We start from the raw sequence: 21,268 nt of genomic DNA, 5'->3' as shown, positions 1-21,268 counted from the left end.
GTAAAAATGAGGCCTTGTTATGAGCGGTTATGTTGCAATCAAAAAATCCGCCCTATCTATTGATAGCAGACGGATTTACTTAGATTAGATTTTCCACTCCCGACCTATTTTTTTGTGGTCTTTCTTGCTATTCTTTACTCAAAACCACTGATCTGAGTGGTCAGATCCATGATTTTTTCTAATCCAACGCTTTGATTTCCAGAATCATATCGCGGATTTGTGCTGCGAGTTCGAAGTCCAGGAGACCTGCCGCTTCCTGCATTTGACCTTCTAATTTCTTAATCATGTCTTTACGCTCTTGCTTGTTGAGACTTTCAATACCGAGCGTTTCTTCCTTATCTGGAAGAACTGCCTTGGTCACGCTAATCAAATCGCGGATTTCTTTTTTAATAGTCTGCGGGATAATGCCGTGTTTTTCGTTGTGTTCCATCTGAATCTGGCGACGGCGGGACGTCTCGTCCATGGCGCGCTGCATGGAGTCTGTAATCTTATCGGCATACATAATGACATGTCCTTCACTATTGCGGGCCGCCCGTCCAATGGTCTGAATAAGACCGCGTTCGTTCCGCAAAAAGCCTTCCTTATCCGCGTCAAGAATGGCAACCAAACTCACCTCTGGGACGTCGATTCCCTCGCGCAAGAGGTTGATTCCAATGAGGACATCAAAAACTCCCAAGCGTAAATCCCGAATAATCTCTGTCCGCTCCAAAGTCTTGATATCGCTATGCATGTATTTGACCTTAACGCCCATTTCTTTAAGGTAGTCGGTCAAGTCTTCTGCCATTTTCTTGGTCAATGTAGTTATGAAGGTCCGTTCACCTTTTTCCACCCGATTGTTAATCTCGCCAAGTAAATCATCCATTTGTCCCATGGTTGGGCGGACTTCGACTTCAGGGTCTAGGAGACCTGTCGGACGAATGATTTGCTCGACAATGGTATCCGTCTGTTCATTTTCATAATCACCTGGTGTCGCAGACACGTAGACAATTTGATGTACATGGCTTTCAAATTCCTCACGGCGAAGCGGACGGTTATCAAGCGCACTCGGCAAGCGGAAACCATAGTTAACCAGCATTTCCTTACGTGAACGGTCTCCGTTGTACATGCCCTTGATTTGCCCCATGGTCATGTGGCTTTCGTCAATCATAATCAGAAAATCATCTGGGAAGAAATCAAGCAGAGTGTAGGGAGGCTCGCCTTCGCTACGACCGTCCATGTGGCGGGAGTAATTTTCGACCCCGTTGGTGTAGCCCATTTCTCGTAGCATCTCAATATCATACTCTGTCCGCTGTTTGAGGCGTTGAGCTTCAAGGAGTTTACCTTCTTTTTCAAAGACTTCCAGCTGGTCAGCAAGTTCTGCTTGAATCTTGCTGATGGCTGTTTCCATGTAATCATCACTAGTCACAAAGTGCGTAGCAGGGAAAATCGCCAAGTGGTCCACTTCTCCCAAGACCTGACCTGTCAGAGCCTCGATTTCACGAATCCTATCGATCTCATCTCCGAAAAATTCCACCCGAAAGGCATGCTCATCACGACTGGCTGGGAAAATTTCTACCACATCACCACGAACACGAAAGCGCCCGCGTTGAAAATCAATATCGTTGCGTTCAAACTGAATATCGACTAAATCATTGAGGAGTTTATCTCGTGAGATTTCAAGTCCGGGACGCAGACTGACCACGCTATCCGCGTATTCTTTTGGCGAACCTAAACCATAGATACACGAGACAGAGGCTACAACAATCACATCGTTGCGCTCTAAAAGGGCTGATGTTGCCGAATGGCGAAGTTTATCAATTTCATCATTGACCGAACTATCCTTTTCGATATAGGTATCGCTTGAGGGCACATAGGCTTCTGGCTGGTAGTAGTCATAGTAAGACACGAAATACTCGACCGCATTTTCAGGGAAAAATTCCTTGAACTCGCCGTAAAGCTGCCCTGCTAGCGTCTTGTTATGGGCAATAACAAGGGTGGGTTTATTGACCCGAGCAATCACTTGGCTCATGGTATAGGTCTTTCCTGTTCCTGTTGCCCCCAGCAAAATCTGGGCTTTCTCGCCCCCCTCAATATTATCAACTAGGGTCTCAATCGCCTCTGGCTGATCTCCCGACGGCTGGTATTTGGACACTAGCTTAAATTTGTTTGTTGTTCTTCTATCAATCATAGGTTACCTCACCCTCCTATTTTATCATAAATCATGCCTGTTAGCTCTTTGGAGAAATGCCTATCAAAAAAGAGCTTCATAAGCTCTTTTCAGAACGTAGACAAACCCGAGATTTATTTAAACAAATTCAAAAGTTCTGCTAACTGAACATTTGATTTTCCGATTTTCGCGAGCGGAGCGAGCCTTATCAAATACTTTTTGCTGTGGTAAAATAGGGAGTGGGTTCAATCGTGATTTTGTCTAAATCGATCATCCTCGCTCTTTTGTTTCTAGGCTCAGGCTAAAATAATCCACTGGATTATTTTACTCCGCAGGAAGTCGCTACCGTCCGCACCACCTAAGAAAAGTATCTCAAAAAGACTTTTTCTTCAATCCGAAAAGAGCTTATGAAGCTCTTTTTTGATATAAGTGCCAAGCTAGGTAAGCACATCCTATCGCTAATATAACGGAAGCAATGATACTGCCCTCAGAGCCAAATTCTCCACCAGACAGATAGGTTGGAGCTGAGGTCGGGGCAAATCTCATCAAGGAATATGAAACGCTGATTCCGCTGACGTTAACACCATACACAGTCCCTTGGAAGCAATTCCAGGCAGCATGAATAGCCGATACTCCCCAGATATTGTCTGTTTTTAAGACGTAGAGACAGGCAAAGAGGCCAAACAAGGCAATATTCAGCAAAGAAATCAGGCTGATAGCATTATTCCCAATATGGAGAAGGGAAAAAAGTAGACTAGATACTGCAAGTCCAATTGGAAGCGTGGTTTTACGTACGACGCTTGGGAAAAGCCAACCACGAGTGGATAATTCTTCTGTGGCACTTTGAAGAAACCAGAAAGGAAAGATGAGAAGGAAATTGAAGACATTCAAGCCTGTAAAATAGGTCTCTGCCAATTCAATACTCCCTGTCAGCCATTGCAATAGTACAACTGCACTGATTAGTAAAATTCCAACTCCCAAGCCTTTCATCAACTCCTTAACGGCACCTTTTTTATACAATCCTAGGCCTGCAATTGGTCTTTTTTCTACAAATCGCACCCATACTAATACCATCACAAAAGGAACGGCAAAGCTCAGCAATTGTAAGAATACAGGGTCTAGAATATAAAATAGCATTTGAATCGCGTCAGTTGGTAGGAACGCTAGGAGGACATCCATAAGAAATCCCGCAACTATAAATCCGACGAGTAAGACAAATTGAACGATAAAGGGCAAGCAAAAGGCATAGAACCAATTTAACCTTTTATCAGGCAGTGTCTTTACAGCAGCAAACATCCGCTTTTTTTCCATACTTTTCTCCTTTTTAATTTGTTACTGCTATTGTATCGGTTTTTCAGCTACTATTCAAGTCTAAATAGGGAAAATACAGAGAACATACTGATGTTATATTTTCTAACATATACCTTTGCAAATCAAGGCTATTTATGGTATACTATCCATTATGTTTTAGAAACAAAGAGGGAAAACAGTTTGAAAATGATTTTTCACAGGATTTCTAATCATTATATTAAATGAAGGAGAATTGAAATGAAGAAAAAATGGTTTACATTGGCAGTTCTTCTGCCACTATTCTTCCTATTTTCACCGGTCAAAGCCGACGATACTGTCGATATTGTATTTGACTCCACTTATGCACCTTTTGAGTTTAAAGACTCCGACCAAGTCTACAAGGGACTTGATGTCGATATCATCAACGAAGTAGCCAAGCGCTCCAAATGGACTGTCAGCCAAAGTTTCCCTGGATTTGATGCAGCTGTCAATGCTGTTCAATCTGGTCAAGCTGATGCCCTCATGGCAGGAACAACGATTACGGATGCTCGTAAGAAAGTCTTTACGTTCTCAGACCCTTACTTCGATACTAAAATCGTGATTGCTTCAACGAAAAAAAATCCCGTATCTGAATATGGGCAGTTAAAAGGAAAAACAGTCGGTGTCAAAAATGGTACCGCTGCACAAAACTTCCTTGACCAACATAAGAGCGAATACGGCTACAGCATTAAGACCTTTGATACGGGTGATACCATGTATAATAGCTTATCTGCTGGCGCAGTTGATGCTGTGATGGACGATGAAGCTGTTATCCAATACGCCATTCAAAAAGGGCAAGACTTGGCAATCAACATGAAGGGTGAAGCGATTGGATCATTTGGTTTTTCTGTCAAAAAAGGGAGCCAATATGAATATCTGGTAGACGACTTTAACAAGGCACTTTCTGCCATGAAAAAAGATGGTACTTACGATGACATCGTGAAAAAGTGGCTCGGAAGCACTTCTGCTTCTGACAAAGCAAGCACATCAGAAGACTACGGCTCTCGCCTCAGCCTAACAGGAAAGCTTGGAGCGACTGCTACTCCAGTGAAGTCTTCTTACACCATCGTATCTGACTCATCATTTGCCCCATTTGAATACCAAGGCAAAGACGGAAAATACACAGGAATTGACATCGAGCTGATCAAGGCGATTGCCGAGCAGCAAGGATTCACAGTAACCATTCAAAATCCTGGTTTTGATGCTGCTCTCAATGCGGTACAGGCAGGACAAGCAGACGCTGTTATTGCAGGAATGACCATTACAGATGCCCGCAAGAAAATCTTTGATTTCTCAGACGCATACTACACCTCAAGCATTCGTCTTGCGGTCAAAAAAGGCAGTGGAATCTCTGGCTACGAAGATCTTTCAGGTAAAACAGTCGGCGCGAAAAACGGAACTTCTTCTTACAGTTATTTGGAAGAAAATGCTAGTAAGTACGGCTATAGCGTAAAAGCCTTTGATGAAGCATCTACCATGTACGATAGCTTAAATTCTGGTTCGATCGATGCCCTAATGGACGACGAGGCGGTGCTTCTTTATGCGATTCAACAAGGACGTGATTTTGAAACACCGGTCGAAGGAATCGCAACAGGCAGCCTTGGATTTGCTGTGAAAAAAGGTAGCAATCCAGAGTTAATCGAAATGTTTAACAACGGTCTTGCTGAATTGGTTCAATCAGGTAAATACGATGAAATCATGAACAAGTATTTCAATAATAACGAAAATACAGATAACGCTTCTACTTCAACGATTGATGAATCAACCATTTGGGGCTTGCTCAAAAACAACTACGGTCAACTTCTTTCAGGTCTTGGTATTACGATTGGATTGGCTCTTCTTTCCTTTGCCATTGCAATTATCATCGGAATTATCTTTGGAATGTTTGCAGTCAGCCCATTTAAGACACTTCGTGTCATCGCATCCATCTTTGTCGATGTAGTTCGTGGTATTCCTTTGATGATTGTCGCTGCTTTCATTTTCTGGGGCATTCCAAACTTGATTGAATCGATGACTGGTCAGCAATCACCAATCAACGACTTTGTCGCAGGTACGATTGCTCTATCCCTCAACTCTGGTGCTTATATCGCCGAAATTGTGCGCGGAGGGATTCAGGCTGTTCCAGTTGGACAAATGGAAGCTTCTCGCAGTTTGGGCATTTCCTACACCACAACCATGCGTAAGATTATCTTGCCACAAGCAGCTAAGCTGATGTTGCCAAACTTCATTAACCAATTTGTCATCACCTTGAAAGATACAACCATTATCTCAGCGATTGGTCTGGTCGAATTGTTCCAAGCTGGTAAAATCATTATCGCTCGGAACTATCAATCTTTCCGTATGTATGCAATCCTTGCCATTATCTACTTGATTGTCATTACACTCTTAACACGTCTTGCACGTAAACTTGAAAAAGGAGGCAACTAATGGCTCAATTAAAAATCAATGTCCATGATTTGCACAAATCTTATGGCGATAACGAAGTCTTAAAAGGCATTACTGCTAAATTTTATGAAGGAGACGTAGTCTGCATTATCGGGCCATCTGGTTCTGGTAAGTCCACTTTTTTGCGGACCATGAACCTACTTGAGACAATTACAAGCGGCCAGGTAACGGTGGATGGGTTTGATTTGACAGACCCTAAAACCGACCTTGATACCTTCCGCTCCAATGTCGGAATGGTATTCCAGCACTTCAATCTCTTCCCACATATGACCGTCTTAGACAATATCACCTTTGCACCGATTCAGCATAAATTGATGGACAAAGCAGAGGCTGAAACAGTCGGAATGGAATTACTTGAAAAAGTTGGTCTTGCTGACAAGCGTGACGCTATGCCTGATAGCCTTTCTGGTGGTCAAAAGCAACGTGTCGCAATCGCTCGTGCCCTTGCGATGAATCCTGATATTATGCTCTTTGATGAGCCGACTTCGGCCCTTGATCCTGAAATGGTCGGAGATGTACTAAACGTTATGAAAGACTTGGCCGAGCAAGGTATGACCATGCTGATTGTTACCCACGAAATGGGATTTGCTCGTAAGGTTGCCAACCGCGTTATCTTTACAGACGGCGGTGAGTTCCTTGAGGACGGCACGCCTGAGCAAATCTTTGACAACCCACAACACCCACGTTTGAAGGATTTCCTTGATAAGGTATTGAACGTATAGTTTACTAAAAACGCCTCTCTGTTGGTCAGAAAGGTGTTTTCTCTATTACAACATCAGGGACGAATGTCCTGATGTTTTTCGTTTTACTCCAAGTATGTTCAATGCCTTCAATGACATCTGCCAGCACTTCTTTTTCTCCTTCAAAGGCAATTTAGTGCACTTTATCTCCATATTTAAAGACCCAGCTAATCAGATATTGGCCTGATTTCATGATGATATTGACTTGAAAGGTATCTTGGTCTGAAACGGTTGTTTTAGCACCCCAAATCTTATCCACATTGGGATTTTTTATACGTAATATTTCAGATTACATGCTTTTGTGGGTGAGCGCTACGAGCTCATTCTGGCTTGTCCCAGTTATAATATTGGCAATTGTCTCAGCTGTCCATTCTTCACCCTCTCCAATATTAGCTTTTTCTTTCGTGAGAGCATTCATTGTGACAATATTGTAGCCTGTCCCATCGGTGTATTGGATTTCATCACCGCCATTTAAGTCCTTAAAGTGAATCCAACTTTTCGGAATATCAATGTAGCCATACTCATCTGAACCGAACCGTTTGCTTGCTGTCCGTTTTTGGCTCTTTTTTAGTAGCTATCGAGCTTCTGGTAGACTCCGAACGGGCTGCCGAAGCTCTGTTTGACTTGGCTGACTGTCTTTGGTCGAAGTTGAGTCCTTTTTTCAACAGGCAGTTACAGCAACTACAGCTAATAACGTAACTGCTACTACAACTAATTTCTTTTTCATCCTATTCTCCTCTTCAATTTCGGACTACTTTAACAGGATTTTCCTACAATTTTTAGACTTAGGAATCAACCACCCCACTGGACTCACTGCGCTTTCAGGTTTCTTAGCGCAGGATAAAATAACACACCGTGCTTACCTCACCTTCCTATTTCCAAGCTCGGGATAAACCACCCCACTGGACTCACTGCGCTTTCAGGTTTCTTAGCGCAGGATAAAATAGCACACCGTGCTTACCTCACCTTCCTATTTCCAAGCTCGGGATAAACCAGTCCTTTTGACTCACTGCGCTCTCTTGTTTCTTGGCGCGGGATAAAATAACACACCGTGCTTACCTCACCTTCCTATTTCCAAGCTCGGGATAAACCATCCCACTGGACTCACTGCGCTTTCAGGTTTCTTAGCGCAGGATAAAATAGCACACCGTGCTTACCTCACCTTCCTATTTCCAAGCTCGGGATAAACCACCCCACTGGACTCACTGCGCTTTCAGGTTTCTTAGCGCAGGATAAAATAGCACACCGTGCTTACCTCACCTTCCTATTTCCAAGCTCGGGATAAACCATCCCACTGGGGTGATTTATTATTCATCATCCATGCTCAAGACGCTTAGGAAGGCTTCTTGTGGGACTTCGACGCTTCCGATGGCTTTCATGCGTTTTTTACCGGCTTTTTGTTTTTCGAGGAGTTTGCGTTTTCGTGAGACGTCTCCTCCGTAACATTTAGCTAGGACGTTTTTGCGGAGCGCCTTGATGTCACTACGGGCTACGATTTTTTGTCCGATAGCGGCTTGGATTGGGACTTCGAATTGCTGACGTGGGATGATTTTCTTGAGCTTATCGACAATCAATTTTCCACGTTCATAGGCAAATTCTTTGTGGACGATAAAGCTGAGGGCATCAACCTTGTCGCCATTCAATAGAATGTCCATTTTCACTAATTTCGATGGGCGATATTCTGAAATTTCGTAGTCAAAACTTGCATAACCACGCGTTGAGGATTTCAATTTGTCAAAGAAATCAAAGACAATTTCGGCAAGCGGAATCTGATAAATCACATTGACCCGATTGTCATCAATATAATCCATGGTCACAAAATCGCCGCGCTTGCGCTGTGCCAATTCCATAACGGATCCGACATATTCCTGCGGTACCATGATTTGCGCCTTGACATAAGGTTCTTCAATGTTCTCAATCTTGGTTGGATCTGGAAATTCAGACGGGTTAGATACTTCAAGCATCTCACCATCAGTCATATTGACATGATAGACTACAGACGGGGCAGTCATAATTAGGTCAATATTAAATTCTCGCTCGATCCGCTCTTGAATGACATCCATGTGGAGCAAGCCTAAAAATCCGCAGCGGAAACCAAATCCGAGTGCTTGAGAAGTTTCTGGTTCAAATTGCAAGCTAGCATCGTTGAGCTGTAATTTTTCAAGTGCCTCACGCAGGTCATTGTACTTATTAGAATCAATCGGATAAATCCCTGCAAAGACCATTGGATTCATCTGCTTGTAGCCTTCAAGTGGGGCATCCGCTGGATTGGTTGCTAAAGTCACCGTATCTCCGACACGAGTGTCCGCAACGGTCTTGATAGAGGCTGCAATATAGCCAACATCACCGGTTGCTAGGTAATCCCGTCCAACGGCTTTCGGGGTGAAAATTCCGACCTCTGTCACATCAAAAGTCTTGCCGTTACTCATCATTTGAATGGTGTCACCAGGCTTGACTACACCGTCCATGACCCGCACTTGCAGGATAACCCCACGGTAGGCATCATAAACAGAATCAAAAATCAAGGCCTTGAGTGGCGCTGTCACATCTCCTGCTGGGGCAGGAACTTTTTCTACAATTTGCTCTAAAATCTCTTCAATTCCGATTCCAGCCTTAGCAGAAGTCGGCACCGCTTCACTCGCATCCAGACCAATCACATCTTCGATTTCTTGACGAACCCGTTCTGGATCTGCTGCTGGCAAGTCAATCTTGTTGATAATCGGTAGGATTTCCAAATCATTATCAAGGGCTAGATAGACATTCGCAAGCGTTTGAGCTTCGATTCCCTGCGCCGCATCAACGACCAAAATCGCACCTTCACAGGCAGCTAGCGACCGCGATACTTCATAGGTAAAATCGACGTGCCCCGGGGTGTCAATCAAGTGAAAAATGTAGGTTTCTCCGTCTTTTGCAGTATAGTTCAACTCAATGGCATTGAGCTTAATGGTAATACCACGCTCGCGCTCCAAATCCATGCTATCCAGCAACTGGGCCTGCATTTCACGGCTGGATACAGTCTCTGTCTTTTCCAAAATACGGTCTGCCAAGGTAGACTTCCCATGGTCAATATGGGCTATAATCGAGAAGTTGCGAATCTTCTCCTGACGTTTCTTTAAATCTTCTAAGTTCATATCTCATCCTTTAGGGTATATTCTATCTTATTATACCAAAAATTGGCGCGCTTGACCATCTAAGACTAGCGGGTTTTCAGAGAAGGTATCCCAGACAATTTAGCGACAATCTAGGCTAGTAAAGTAGCTTGATTTTTCCTGCCAAAAAGAGTATGCTAAAGCTAGAAATACAAGGAGGTCTGACCATGCGGAAACTATTTCTTCCAGGGGAATTTTTTCTGTTCACCTATCAATTGAACTGCTATTTCCATATTTCCCGCTTGCGCGACTATTTTCCTATCAATCAAGAGATTTTCTACTGGTTAAGAGGTGGCTTGGTCATCACATTTTTAGTAGCACTCCTAGGTTTCCTCTTCTACCCACGCTGGAAATGGTCAATCTGGCACCTTTTCTTCTGTTTACTTACAATCCATCTCCTCCTCTTTGGCTACTATGCGCTGATATTTGAAAAACTCAATCAGCTAGCCAATTCCGCAGAAGAACTGATGTATGTACGGAGTTATCAGACATCTAGTCTCTGGCTCTATCCAATGGCCATGATTTCTACGCTAATGAGCTATCGCCGAATGGTCAAAGAGGCGACAGACCCGCAAGAAGATTCCCTCTTTGGGATAAAGAATTTGAAAAAGTAAGAACCTATATTCACAGCTCAGCACCCCTAATAGGGAGCTTATCAATACAGGTTCTAAGTTGACAGCCCCCTATTTCTATGATAGGATAAAACCAACAATACTCGGAGGTAAGAGGAGAATGAACAACTAAGTCTATTTGTTAAAGTTGGGAAGGCGTAAAGGGGCAGTTTTACTGCATTCTTTTGCGTGCTACAATACTTTACCAGTAGGCTACAAGTTGTTTGTATCTCCTTTTTGTGTGGGCTTTTGGGCTGTTTTTATTCTAATCAAAACCAAAAATAATAGCTAGTTAAGTTCCATAGAAAATTCTTGATAGAAACAGTCCTACTGGAAAGTAGGGCTCTTTTTGTATGGAGGTTTTATGCTACAGATTACACACTTAACTATGACTCATGAAAAAGATTTGACTGCCTTGGTCTCTGATCTGTCTCTAGTGGTGAATAAGGGAGACAAGGTCGCATTGATTGGTGAAGAGGGCAATGGCAAATCCAGTCTTCTCAAATGGATGATGAATCCTGCATCGGTCAGTTCATACATCCAGTTTAGTGGACAAAGCCAGCGGGATTTTGGGCCATACAGCTATATCCCTCAACAGCTGCCACAGGAACTGGAAAGGCTATCTCTAAATGACTATTTTTTGGGGCCGAGTGATATCGAGCTGGACTATGCGGCTCTCTACCGCAATGCTAAGGAATTACAGTTTGACAGCGATCGTTTCGCAGATACGCAACTGCTTTCAGACCTGTCTGGTGGGGAAAAATTAAAAATCCAGTTCATCAAAGAATTAGCCAAAGAAACAGATATGCTCTTTCTCGATGAGCCGTCCAACGATTTGGACTTGTCCACTCTCAAGTGGCTGGAACACTTCATTTGCCACACACCAAAAACGGTCGTCTTTGTTTCCCATGATGAGGCTTTTTTGAGTCAAACTGCCACCAAAATCGTTCATTTGGAACGCATCAAAAAACGCCAAGTAGCACGGACAAGCGTTCAAACGCTAAATTACGCTAGCTACGCCCAAGAGCGAGAAGACCAGTTTCAGCGTCAGCTAAAGCAAGCACGCAACGAACGTTTGGAACATCAAAAGAAACTGGAGCGCCACCACCGCATTCACCAAAGTGTCGAACACACTGTCAGAAATACCCATGATGCGACCGCAGGACGACTGGCTGCCAAAAAGATGAAAGCTGTTCTTGCTCAAGAAAAACGCTATGAAAAAGAAGCAGCTACTATGGCAGAGATTCCGACTCAGGAAGATCACATTCACTTATATTTTAGCGAGATAGAGACCTTGCCCGCCCACAAACCCATTATCGAACTAGTTGACTATTCTCTTCAAGTAGGACAGACTATCTTAATTCCGAGTGTGGATTTCCGCTTTTATGCCCAAGAAAAAATCGGAATCATCGGAAACAATGGAGCTGGAAAATCGAGTCTCCTCAAACAAATCTATCGTATGTTAAAAAAACAGGCTAGTTATTCGATTGGCTATATGCCCCAAAATTATCCAGACCTGCTAGATATGAGCTTGTCTCCGCTCCAATTTTTGACGTCTTCTCCTGATAAAAAAGAGGAGGAACGGTTTCTCTCTCATCTAGCTAGTCTGCAATTTACTCGAGAAGAGGCTCGCCATCCCATTTCCTCTCTATCTGGTGGTCAACAGGCGAAGCTATTGCTACTAAAAATGGTCTTGGAGGCTAGTCCAGTCTTGTTACTCGATGAGCCAACGCGGAATTTTTCACCGGCTTCACAACCTCAAGTCAGACAGCTCTTTGCCGAGTTCCCTGGAGCAATCCTCACCATATCCCACAACCGAACCTTTCTCAAAGAAGTTTGTGATAAGATCTATCAACTAGATAAAAATGGTTTGACAGAGATCCGCAAGGACAACCTATAATTGGAATGCAAAAAGCTGGGAATTTCCCAGCTTTTAGTCCTGCTTTTCTTGTTTCAATTTTTCACGCTCTAAGCGAAATTTGCGATTTGGATTGAGTTTATTAAAGAGTTCCTCTAGCTTTTCAGCATTCCAAATATCTGCCGCTGAAACAAAATTTCCATCCTTATCCTTATAGGATATTGGTTTGTCACCCATAATAAAACCTCCATTTTTCAGCTTCCAATGAGTTCATAAATTTCATTTCCACACTCTATCACCACCATCGGTGACGACACCAAGTTCGTAAGCCTGATAGCCAGACCACTGTAAAAAAGCAATAGGACGTGAGACCACCCCTATCTGTCACGACGTTCAGAAAGTCATTCGATATTAATCTAGTAATGCCACTAACTACGTTAGTCTTATCTCCAACCTCCAAAGGTTCCCCAAACCTTTGGAGCTAGTAAGGGGGTTAGGCAAAGTCCCATAGGATTTGCTGTCTGCTCATTAGAGAGCAGCCATTCGTTACGACACGTAGTCCAACCAGTCGGTATTACGGACGAGTACAGATAAATACGATTGATCCGCAAGCGTTACGACGTGAGGAACGGCATTCGATATTAATGCCGTTCCGAGCTAGTAAGGGGATTAGGCAAAGTCCCATAAGATTTGCCATCCACTCATTAGATAGCATCCATTCGTTACGACACGTAGTCCAACCAGTCGATATTACTGGTTGGACAAAGTTAGTAAGGTTGGTAGGTAGACCACCATAGTGGCTACCGTAGCACATCAAGTCATTGACTTAGATGTGCTTCCAACATTAATCCACAAACTCAAACTCAAATGTGCCGATTCGGACAATATCGCCATCCTTAGCACCACGAGCACGGAGAGCTTCATCGACTCCCATACCACGCAATTGGCGAGCAAACTTCATGACAGACTCATCACGATCAAAGTTAGTCATTGTAAAGAGTCTTTCCAGTTTCTCACCAGATAGAATCCAGCTAGCATCGTCCGCACGGCTAATGTCAAATTCTGGTTCGTCTGGATTAAAGCCATAGTAGGCTTCTTCTGCTTCAAAGTCTGTTTCGTCATATAAAAGGAATTCTGGAGTCTTATCAAGCAATTCAGCCGTTGCTTCTAACAGATTTTCTAGACCTTGATGTGCTAGCCCAGAAATCGGAAAAATTTGAGGCAGTTCATCAAACTCATCATAGTTAGCTGCTAATTTTTGCTTGAATACCTTCAAGTTTTCTTCCGAATCTGGCATATCCATTTTGTTGGCTACGATAATCTGTGGACGTTCCATAAGGCGAAGATTATAGGTCTCAAGCTCGTGGTTGATGGCAAGATAATCTTCATATGGATCGCGTCCCTCACTAGCTGACATATCAAGAACGTGCAGGATGACTCGTGTGCGTTCGATATGGCGGAGGAACTGAGTTCCCAGTCCCACACCTTGGCTCGCTCCCTCAATCAAGCCCGGTAAATCAGCTACTGCAAAAGATTCACCTGATTTGGTACGGACCATGCCTAGATTTGGAACAATGGTTGTAAAATGGTAGGCACCAATTTTAGGTTTTGCTGCAGTAATCACGCTGAGTAAAGTAGATTTTCCAACAGACGGAAAACCGACCAAACCTACATCAGCTAAGACTTTTAATTCTAATTCAAGCTGGCGTTCTTCTCCTGGTTCACCATTTTCAGAGATTTCGGGCGCAGGATTTTTAGGTGTTGCAAAGCGAATATTGCCGCGACCACCTCGACCGCCATGAGCTACGATAAACTCTTGACCATGTTCTACCAAGTCTGTAATGACCTTGCCCGTTTCCGCATCTCGAACAGTCGTTCCCTGTGGTACGCGAACGAGTAGATCTTCTGCCCCACGACCATGCATCCCCTTGGTCATGCCTTTTTCACCAGAATCAGCCTTAAATTGGCGATTATAGCGGAAATCCATAAGGGTTCGCAATCCTTCGTCAACCACAAAAACAACGTTACCACCACGGCCGCCATCTCCGCCCCACGGGCCACCATTTGGGACATATTTTTCACGGCGAAAGGCTACCATACCATCTCCGCCCTTACCAGCCTTAACCTTAATCTTGGCTGTATCTAAAAACATACTCATTTTCTTACCTATTTCTTCCTCTTGCTGCTTCATAAAATAAGGGCTAAAGGATTGAGTCCTCCTAGCCCCGCAGATTACCTAATGGCACTAATTGCTGGTAAAATCAGTCCAGCTAGTGTTGCCAAAACCATCACTACTACGATGATCAGGGTGATTTTTTCAAATGTATTTTTCTTGTGTTTTTCCTCTCCAAATGCCATTATTGTCTCCTTTTACATATGAATATTCTATACATCTTTCCACTCATTTTATCATGAAAAGCTGATTATTTCAACGCTGATCTTGCTCATTTAGCTTTTCTTTTACCGCTTGGGCTACTTTATAAGGAACACCTGCTTCAGCAATCTCCTGCAAACTAGCTTCTTGAATTTTTGTCAAGGATTTAAAGTGTTTCAATAGAGTTTGTTTACGCTTTGGTCCAAGTCCTTCAATGTTATCCAGTTTGGATGAGAAGGAATTCTTTGACCGAACCTGCCTATGGAAGGTGATAGCAAAACGGTGTACCTCATCTTGAATCCGTTGCAAGAGGAAAAATTCCTGTGAATTCCGAGAAAGGGGAATAACCTGTAAAGGATTCCCAAAAAGCATCTCGTGTGTCTGGTGCTTATCATTTTTTTGCAACCCAGCAATCGGAATACTCAGACCAAGTTCTTGTTCAATGACTTCTTTTGCCACATTGACCTGACCTTGACCACCATCAATAATAATCAAATCTGGCGGTGTTAAGCCCTCTTTTTGGACACGACTATAACGGCGATAGAGCACTTCTCGCATGGAAGCATAATCGTCTGGTCCTTCGACCGTTTTGATTTTGTACTTACGGTATTCTTTTTTATTGGGAACACCATTTTCAAAAACGACCATGGCAGAAACTGGACTGGTTCCCATGATATTGGAATTATCAAATGCCTCGATACGAACAGGTGTCGGTATACCGAGCAACTGGCCAATGTTCTCAATTGCGCCTTGCGTTTTTTCCAGATTTTTTTCTAGGAGATTAAATTTCTGCTGCAAGCTGACACGCGCATTCTTAGTCGCAAGTTGGAGAAGCTGTTTCTTCTCTCCACGCTGAGGTTTGACAATCTTAGCAGCAACAAGACTTTTAACTGCTTCTTCATCAATATCCTGTGGAATCAGTACTTCTTTTGGAATTAAATGCTGTTGATTTCGATAGAATTGCCCCAGATAGGTCAAGAAATCCTCTTCAGCCTCATTGTAATACGGAAAGAGGTTAACATTGCGCTCAATCAGTTTTCCTTGACGGACAAAAAAGACCTGTACACACATCCAACCTTTTTCCACATAATAGCCAAACACATCTCTGTCCTGTAAATCCTTGGCCATGACCCGCTGCTTGGTGCGTAAAGTTGAAATAGACTGGAGAATATCACGGTATTCGGCAGCTTTTTCAAATTCCCAATTGTCTGCTGCAACCTGCATTTTTTCCTGAAGCTGGTGAACTATCTTGTCATCATGGCCTGTCAAAAATTGGCTGACTTCGGTTGCCATTTGGGCATAATCCTCTCGACTAGGCAGGTGCTCACCATGTGCCAAACATTGACCCAAGTGGTAATACAGACAGTATTTGTTTTCTGGCAACTTGCATTTTCGAAATGGATATAGGCGCTCAAGAAGCTTCAAGGTTTGATTAGCAGCTCCTACATCTGGATAAGGACCAAAATACTGCCCACCGTCCTTACGAACCTGACGGGTAATCATCAGTCTTGGATGTCGCTCATTACTAATCTTGATAAAGGGATAAGACTTATCGTCCTTGAGCATGATATTGTAACGTGGCTTGTTTTCCTGAATCAGATTGATTTCTAAGAGCAGGGCTTCGATATTGGACTCGGTTACGATAAACTCGAAATCCGCAATTTCTGATACCAAGGCCGTTGTCTTGGTATCATGGCTCCCACGAAAATAAGAGCGAACACGATTGCGCAGATTTTTCGCCTTACCAACGTAGATAATCTTACCGTATTGATTCTTATGTAGATAACACCCCGGGCTATCTGGAAGTAATTCTAGTTTGTGTCTTATCAAATCGTTCATTACTCTTATTGTAACAAAAAAAGCAGGACTAGCCTACTTTTTTTGTTGATTATCATCTCCGCTATTTTTCCCTAGGCCTCTAAAAACAAAAAAGGAGCATAAACTCCTTAATTTTCATATCCTCCACCCGGCACGCCGAAGTATTCTTCCAACGTTTGACCGGACTGGTAGATGTCGTCGGCTTCTTTGCCGATATAGCGGATGTGCCAGGATTCAGCCATGTAACCTGTGCTGTCCTCCTTGCCTGCTAAATAGCGGACGATGAAGCCGTACTCATGGGCATGTTCTGCCAGCCATTTGGTCGCACTAGGCTCTGTTAGAAGAGCCCCACTACTGTCTAAAATATCGTAGGCTAAGCCTGTTTGGTGCTCGCTGTAGCCTGCTCTTGCGGAATAACGATCTGCATTTTCCTTTCCGTCATTTGCGACATAGGATTGGTAGAGGTTCGCCTGGGTCTCGTAGGAGCGAAAACCGCTGTAGTTGGTCGTTGAGACATCGTAACCCAGTGAGTGCATCTTGGCTACAATCTCACGAAAGGCAGACACGGCTTCAGGATTTTCTCCCGGTGCATAGTCGCTTGAGAGGGGATGTTTTTTATTGACAATGATAACCTCGCCATATTTGCCCTGAACGCTATAATAAGTACCGTTGAAATCAGCCTTTTTCTCCTCTGAATTCGCTGGTGCTGGTGTTTCTTGTTGAGCTACCTCACTAGATGATGCGCTGCTCTCACTCAAGACTTGGGACGAAGAAGCAGTGCTTGTCTCGTCTGCGTGCTTCTCCTTTGCTTGACCACAAGCAACTAAGGCAAGTATCGAAAGACCAAATAAAACAGACCGTATTTTCATAAAAATACCCGCTTTCTCTCTATTTTTTAACTGAATGTTCATGCTCACCTGTAACAAACATGGTAAAGGTTGCTTTGACGATTTCTTCCTGCTTTTGATTGGTCACGGTCACATCGACCACCTTGGTGGTCCTGCCGTCATGAACACATCTACCATCAATGACAAGGGTATCTCCTAGTTTACCTGACTTGAGATAATTGATGCTGGATTGAAGCGTAACAGCGTCAGCCCCTGTCGAAATCGCAACCAAGCCACTAATCTGATCACAAAGGGTAAAGAGGTAGCCACCGTGGGCAAAGCCGTAGTAATTCAAGGACTTTTCCACTACTTCGGTCGTCACAACCACATGACCTTTTTCAGATGATACCATTTCAAAATTTTCAAAAACACGAATTTCATGTAGGGATTTATCTTCCATTTTTAACTCCTATGCTTTCTTTTCCTGCAATAAAGCTAGCAACTCTTGGTAATTTTTAACTTGATAGGTCGGCTGGGCATTGGTAAGATTATCTAGCACTTCTGGATTGTACCAGACGGTATCAATTCCTGCATTGTTGCCACCCTGAACATCTGCTGTCAAACTATCTCCAATCATCAAGGCTCTTTCTTTTGTAAAACCTGTAATCTGCTCTGCTATTTGTTTATAAAAGAGAGCCTCAGGCTTTTTGGTCCCCATTTGCTCAGAGATAAAAATTTTCTTGAAAAAGGGCTGAATCGGTGAATTTGCAAGCCGATTTTCCTGAATGTAGGTCACACCATTAGTCGCGCCGTACAGCTCATAGCCCAGCTCTTTCAGCTGCTGGAGCAACTCAACAGCTCCCTCAAAGGTCTGCCCCTGCTGACTGATATACTCTTGGTAAAGGAGTGCCATTTCTCGGCCATCTACCTCACGGCCAAAATGGGCAAAAGCACGCGCAAAGCGCGTATTGATAAGATCTGGTTTGCTGATTTTCCCCTGCTCCAGATCCTTCCACATAGCCTGATTCATCGGTTTATAATAGGCTTTAAAGGTCACCATATCTGTTACTTCCATAGCTTCTAAAAACTGGGTTAAGGCCACTTCCTCCCCTGCTGCAAAATCCAACAAGGTATGGTCAAGGTCAAATAGTAGAAATTTATAATACAATTTAGATATTTTCCTTTCTAGGGGTGTGCAAGAGATCCAAAGGGTGTGCATAATAGAACGAATTGATTAAGATATTAAAGTCTTATCGCATATATTTTTTAACTCTTTAATTTGCCATATCCGTTCTCTCTTAACGGTCTCTTGATCGTTTGGATAGACTATGTTACAACATTTTATAGCATAATCAGATGCGACCATTCCATGTTCTTTCATATGTGCAGATGCACAGGCTTGACCAACTACTCGCAAAGCTGTACGAATTATTTCACTTTCTTGGGCTTTTGCAAGCCTATGAATAGCAAATCCTGCTTGTCTGACATCATACATCTTTATATTGATGTCCTGTTGCCAGTTACGATTCATACTAAATCCATCTAATATAATTTGATTCGTTACGTAAGAAGGAGCATATTTCTCTAGTACACGTTGTGCAATCTTTAATGACCATTGAGCAATTTCTTTCTGTGATGAGTTATCGTATAAACTATCCAGTTTTTTTCGCAATTCTGACACATCTTCAATTTTTATTTTTACAACAGTAGCCAATTCTAATCCCCCCTTTTTATTTTATATTAGTTCAATTATACCACATTACACAAAGAAAATTACCTATTTTATAAATAGATAATCCGCCTTAGGTATACATACATCAGCCATTTTCTAGCTTTCATTTTTTCAAAAAATAAAGAGTGATGAGGAAATCAAATGATAATTTCCTGACCACTCTTGAAGGTAAAAATAGCTGATTTCTCTTTGGTAATAATGACTTGTTCAACCATGGTATTCCAAAGTTTTTCGTCAAAAGCTGTAAGAAGACATTGCTGATGAGTAAAGTGTCAATGACATCCTTGACCTTTACTGCTCGTTTTTGTTTATCCGCTTTCTCACCTTTTAGTCGTTCAAGTTCGGCTTTTTTCTCCTCATACTGACTAGCCAATTGATTATAGGTGATTTGGTAGCTTGTCTGGTCTTGAATCGTTCTAGTATTCTCAATAACTTCTATGATTTGATTGAACTTTTTAAAAATTCTACCATATCTTTCCAAGCAATCCTAGATTGTTTCTGATTAAATTCATTGAAACAATCATGTGTAAAACCATGCATGCAATCTAGATAAACTTTTTTTTTGACTTTAATCCCTGCATTCAATAGATTATTATAAAATTCTTCCTCTTCTTCAGCTAGTGCATCATATTCCGCAATAATAACAAACGTAGACGGAAATATCTCACCAGGAGCATTACAAGGGCTTGCTAACCAATCTGACGGATCTGCATCTGGTCCAAAGTACCAATTATAATACTGTTGCATTCGTGATACTGGTATTGCCTTGTTCGGATCAATCGTCTTTCGGAATTCTGGATTCTTATCCTGACGTAAGACAGCATAGTCAACAATCATGCATTTAAAATCAATTGATTCATCTTTTGAGGCTAGAATAGCTAGTGCTGCAGAAATATAACCACCGGCACTATGTCCCATCACTGATACTGAGTTGTAATCCAAATTGTACTTGAATGAGTTAGCCACAACTTGCTTCAGAAAACTAAAGCTGGATACAATTGGTAATGGATACTTATATTCTGGTGCGACAGGATAATCAACATTTATGACTGCCGCTCCAACTTCATCAGCAAGATACTGACAGTATTTCCCATCCTGCTCACAATAGCCTAATACCATTCCACCTCCATGAAAATTAAAGATAATGGGAAGAGTGGCTGCTCCAGTATAATTAGAAGGTCTGTAAATGTACCCATCTACATAACCAGCTTCTTTTGTAAAATATGAAATTTTTTCTGATTTGCCAGTCAGTCTCTCATGTTTTATCATATCAGCATATTTGATTTCCTTCTCCATTCGATATTCAAAAATTGTCAGATCTTCTTTCAACATATTAATCGAGTTCCTCTCTAATATAATCAAGCCAGTTGTAGACTAATGGAAGCCATAATCCAATGCGACTGTTAATCTCTGAGTCATTTTTAGCGTATAATTTATTACTAAGGGACAATCCATGTTGACCACCACTGAAGAGATGATATTCAGCGTCAATATCATATTTTTGTACTTCTGAAATAAAATCTGTCGTCAGTCTTGCAGATGTCACCTCATCACCAGTCGTATGCCAAGCAAAAATTGGCGAGGTGTCTGCGGAAATAAACCGTATAAGCTCAATTCCTTCCTTTTCACTAATCGTAGGATCTGTATGTCCATACAAACATAACTCCATCAATTTAGATTGGGCTCGTAATTCAACATTTGGATGCTCTAATAATGGACCTTCAAGCATTGGATAACCTAAAACACATCCTGCCAATTTTAATTCATTACCGTTAGGTATAAAAGTTAGTTTCTCGGTAAAATAGGGGTCGTTCCACCTCGTTGCGACAGTACCAACAATATGCGCTCCTGCTGAGAAACCTGTCGCAAAGATAACATCCGTATCGATGTTCCATTCATCTGCATTCTCATGAATCAAATGTATTGTTTCTAGTAACTGTAAAATTTGATGTGGATAATGGGCTCTCTCATCAATATTAGGACATTCACTACTTAGACTTTCTCTATCTTTTAAGAAAGTTGAATATCTCAGCACAAAGCAAGAATACCCCTGTGAAAGAAATTGAGAGGCGACTGCTTCTCCTTCTTTAATTGCTGAAATAAGGTAGGCACCTCCTGGGCAAATAATCATAGCTGGTCGCTTTTTGTGAACTTTATATGAAATATCCGAATCAAGTGAATACACTTCTACAAAAGCCGTTTTATTCGTATTTAAATATACCTTGTCATGAAGCATTAC

Annotated in this window: 18 protein-coding genes and 1 pseudogene; 4 read left to right on the top strand and 15 right to left on the bottom strand. The window is 42.4% G+C overall.

What is annotated here, in order from left to right; translation table 11 throughout:
* Nucleotides 1–178 precede the first annotated feature (178 nt).
* The gene (gene uvrB, locus CHF41_RS06360) at nt 179–2,167 is read right to left on the bottom strand and encodes an excinuclease ABC subunit UvrB (RefSeq protein ID WP_119876491.1); all 1,989 of its coding nucleotides are present in this window, start codon (nt 2,165–2,167) and stop codon (nt 179–181) included.
* A gap of 384 nt (nt 2,168–2,551) precedes the next feature.
* Complete coding sequence (locus CHF41_RS06355; protein WP_119876490.1) at nt 2,552–3,457, bottom strand: CPBP family intramembrane glutamic endopeptidase; 906 nt, start codon at nt 3,455–3,457, stop codon at nt 2,552–2,554.
* A gap of 237 nt (nt 3,458–3,694) precedes the next feature.
* Here CHF41_RS06355 and CHF41_RS06350 point away from each other — a divergent pair, with 237 nt between their 5' ends.
* Nucleotides 3,695–5,902 (top strand): ABC transporter substrate-binding protein/permease, encoded by a 2,208-nt coding sequence (locus CHF41_RS06350; protein WP_119876489.1) that lies wholly within the window; start codon nt 3,695–3,697, stop codon nt 5,900–5,902.
* Nucleotides 5,902–6,642 (top strand): amino acid ABC transporter ATP-binding protein, encoded by a 741-nt coding sequence (locus CHF41_RS06345; protein ID WP_119876488.1) that lies wholly within the window; start codon nt 5,902–5,904, stop codon nt 6,640–6,642. The genes CHF41_RS06350 and CHF41_RS06345 overlap by 1 nt, the downstream gene beginning before the upstream one ends.
* 25 nt (nt 6,643–6,667) lie before the next feature.
* Here CHF41_RS06345 and CHF41_RS10320 read toward each other — a convergent pair.
* Nucleotides 6,668–7,387, bottom strand: a pseudogene (locus CHF41_RS10320) (hypothetical protein).
* A gap of 580 nt (nt 7,388–7,967) precedes the next feature.
* Nucleotides 7,968–9,791, bottom strand: a complete 1,824-nt coding sequence (lepA, locus tag CHF41_RS06335; protein WP_119876487.1) for a translation elongation factor 4 — start codon at nt 9,789–9,791, stop codon at nt 7,968–7,970.
* 185 nt (nt 9,792–9,976) lie between these two features.
* Here lepA and CHF41_RS06330 point away from each other — a divergent pair, with 185 nt between their 5' ends.
* Nucleotides 9,977–10,423 (top strand): hypothetical protein, encoded by a 447-nt coding sequence (locus tag CHF41_RS06330; RefSeq protein ID WP_119876486.1) that lies wholly within the window; start codon nt 9,977–9,979, stop codon nt 10,421–10,423.
* A 361-nt stretch (nt 10,424–10,784) separates the two neighbouring features.
* Entirely contained in the window at nt 10,785–12,320 is a 1,536-nt protein-coding gene (locus CHF41_RS06325) for an ATP-binding cassette domain-containing protein (protein ID WP_119876485.1), read from the top strand.
* A 33-nt stretch (nt 12,321–12,353) separates the two neighbouring features.
* Here the strand turns inward: CHF41_RS06325 and CHF41_RS06320 are convergent, their stop codons facing one another.
* The 11 genes from CHF41_RS06320 to CHF41_RS06265 form a co-directional block, all read right to left on the bottom strand.
* A complete protein-coding gene (locus tag CHF41_RS06320) occupies nt 12,354–12,515 on the bottom strand; it encodes a hypothetical protein (protein ID WP_119876484.1) in 162 nt (53 codons plus the stop codon).
* 607 nt (nt 12,516–13,122) lie between these two features.
* A complete protein-coding gene (gene obgE / locus CHF41_RS06310) occupies nt 13,123–14,436 on the bottom strand; it encodes a GTPase ObgE (RefSeq protein WP_119877154.1) in 1,314 nt (437 codons plus the stop codon).
* Between the two features lie 74 nt (nt 14,437–14,510).
* Entirely contained in the window at nt 14,511–14,636 is a 126-nt protein-coding gene (locus tag CHF41_RS06305) for a DUF4044 domain-containing protein (RefSeq protein ID WP_082815644.1), read from the bottom strand.
* A 70-nt stretch (nt 14,637–14,706) separates the two neighbouring features.
* Nucleotides 14,707–16,491: an excinuclease ABC subunit UvrC gene (gene uvrC, locus CHF41_RS06300; protein WP_119876482.1), complete on the bottom strand. Its 1,785-nt coding sequence runs from the start codon at nt 16,489–16,491 to the stop codon at nt 14,707–14,709.
* 107 nt (nt 16,492–16,598) lie between these two features.
* Nucleotides 16,599–17,345 (bottom strand): LD-carboxypeptidase LdcB/DacB, encoded by a 747-nt coding sequence (gene ldcB / locus CHF41_RS06295; RefSeq protein ID WP_162911956.1) that lies wholly within the window; start codon nt 17,343–17,345, stop codon nt 16,599–16,601.
* A gap of 13 nt (nt 17,346–17,358) precedes the next feature.
* Nucleotides 17,359–17,757 (bottom strand): PaaI family thioesterase, encoded by a 399-nt coding sequence (locus CHF41_RS06290; RefSeq protein ID WP_119876481.1) that lies wholly within the window; start codon nt 17,755–17,757, stop codon nt 17,359–17,361.
* Nucleotides 17,758–17,766: 9 nt separating this feature from the next.
* Entirely contained in the window at nt 17,767–18,465 is a 699-nt protein-coding gene (pynA, locus tag CHF41_RS06285) for a pyrimidine 5'-nucleotidase PynA (protein WP_119876480.1), read from the bottom strand.
* 66 nt (nt 18,466–18,531) lie between these two features.
* Nucleotides 18,532–19,011 (bottom strand): putative immunity protein, encoded by a 480-nt coding sequence (locus CHF41_RS06280; RefSeq protein WP_119876479.1) that lies wholly within the window; start codon nt 19,009–19,011, stop codon nt 18,532–18,534.
* A gap of 121 nt (nt 19,012–19,132) precedes the next feature.
* Nucleotides 19,133–19,510, bottom strand: coding sequence for a PDDEXK family nuclease (locus tag CHF41_RS06275; protein ID WP_119876478.1), 378 nt, complete (start codon nt 19,508–19,510; stop codon nt 19,133–19,135).
* Nucleotides 19,465–20,361: an alpha/beta hydrolase fold domain-containing protein gene (locus tag CHF41_RS06270; protein WP_119876477.1), complete on the bottom strand. Its 897-nt coding sequence runs from the start codon at nt 20,359–20,361 to the stop codon at nt 19,465–19,467. Before CHF41_RS06270 ends, CHF41_RS06275 begins: the two co-directional genes overlap by 46 nt.
* Nucleotide 20,362: 1 nt before the next feature.
* Nucleotides 20,363–21,265 (bottom strand): alpha/beta hydrolase, encoded by a 903-nt coding sequence (locus CHF41_RS06265; protein WP_119876476.1) that lies wholly within the window; start codon nt 21,263–21,265, stop codon nt 20,363–20,365.
* Nucleotides 21,266–21,268 lie beyond the last annotated feature (3 nt).

Source organism: Streptococcus respiraculi (genome assembly GCF_003595525.1).
Classification (GTDB): domain Bacteria; phylum Bacillota; class Bacilli; order Lactobacillales; family Streptococcaceae; genus Streptococcus; species Streptococcus respiraculi.
Note: the sequence above shows the minus strand (reverse complement) of the source record. Positions and strands in the feature narration are given on the sequence as shown.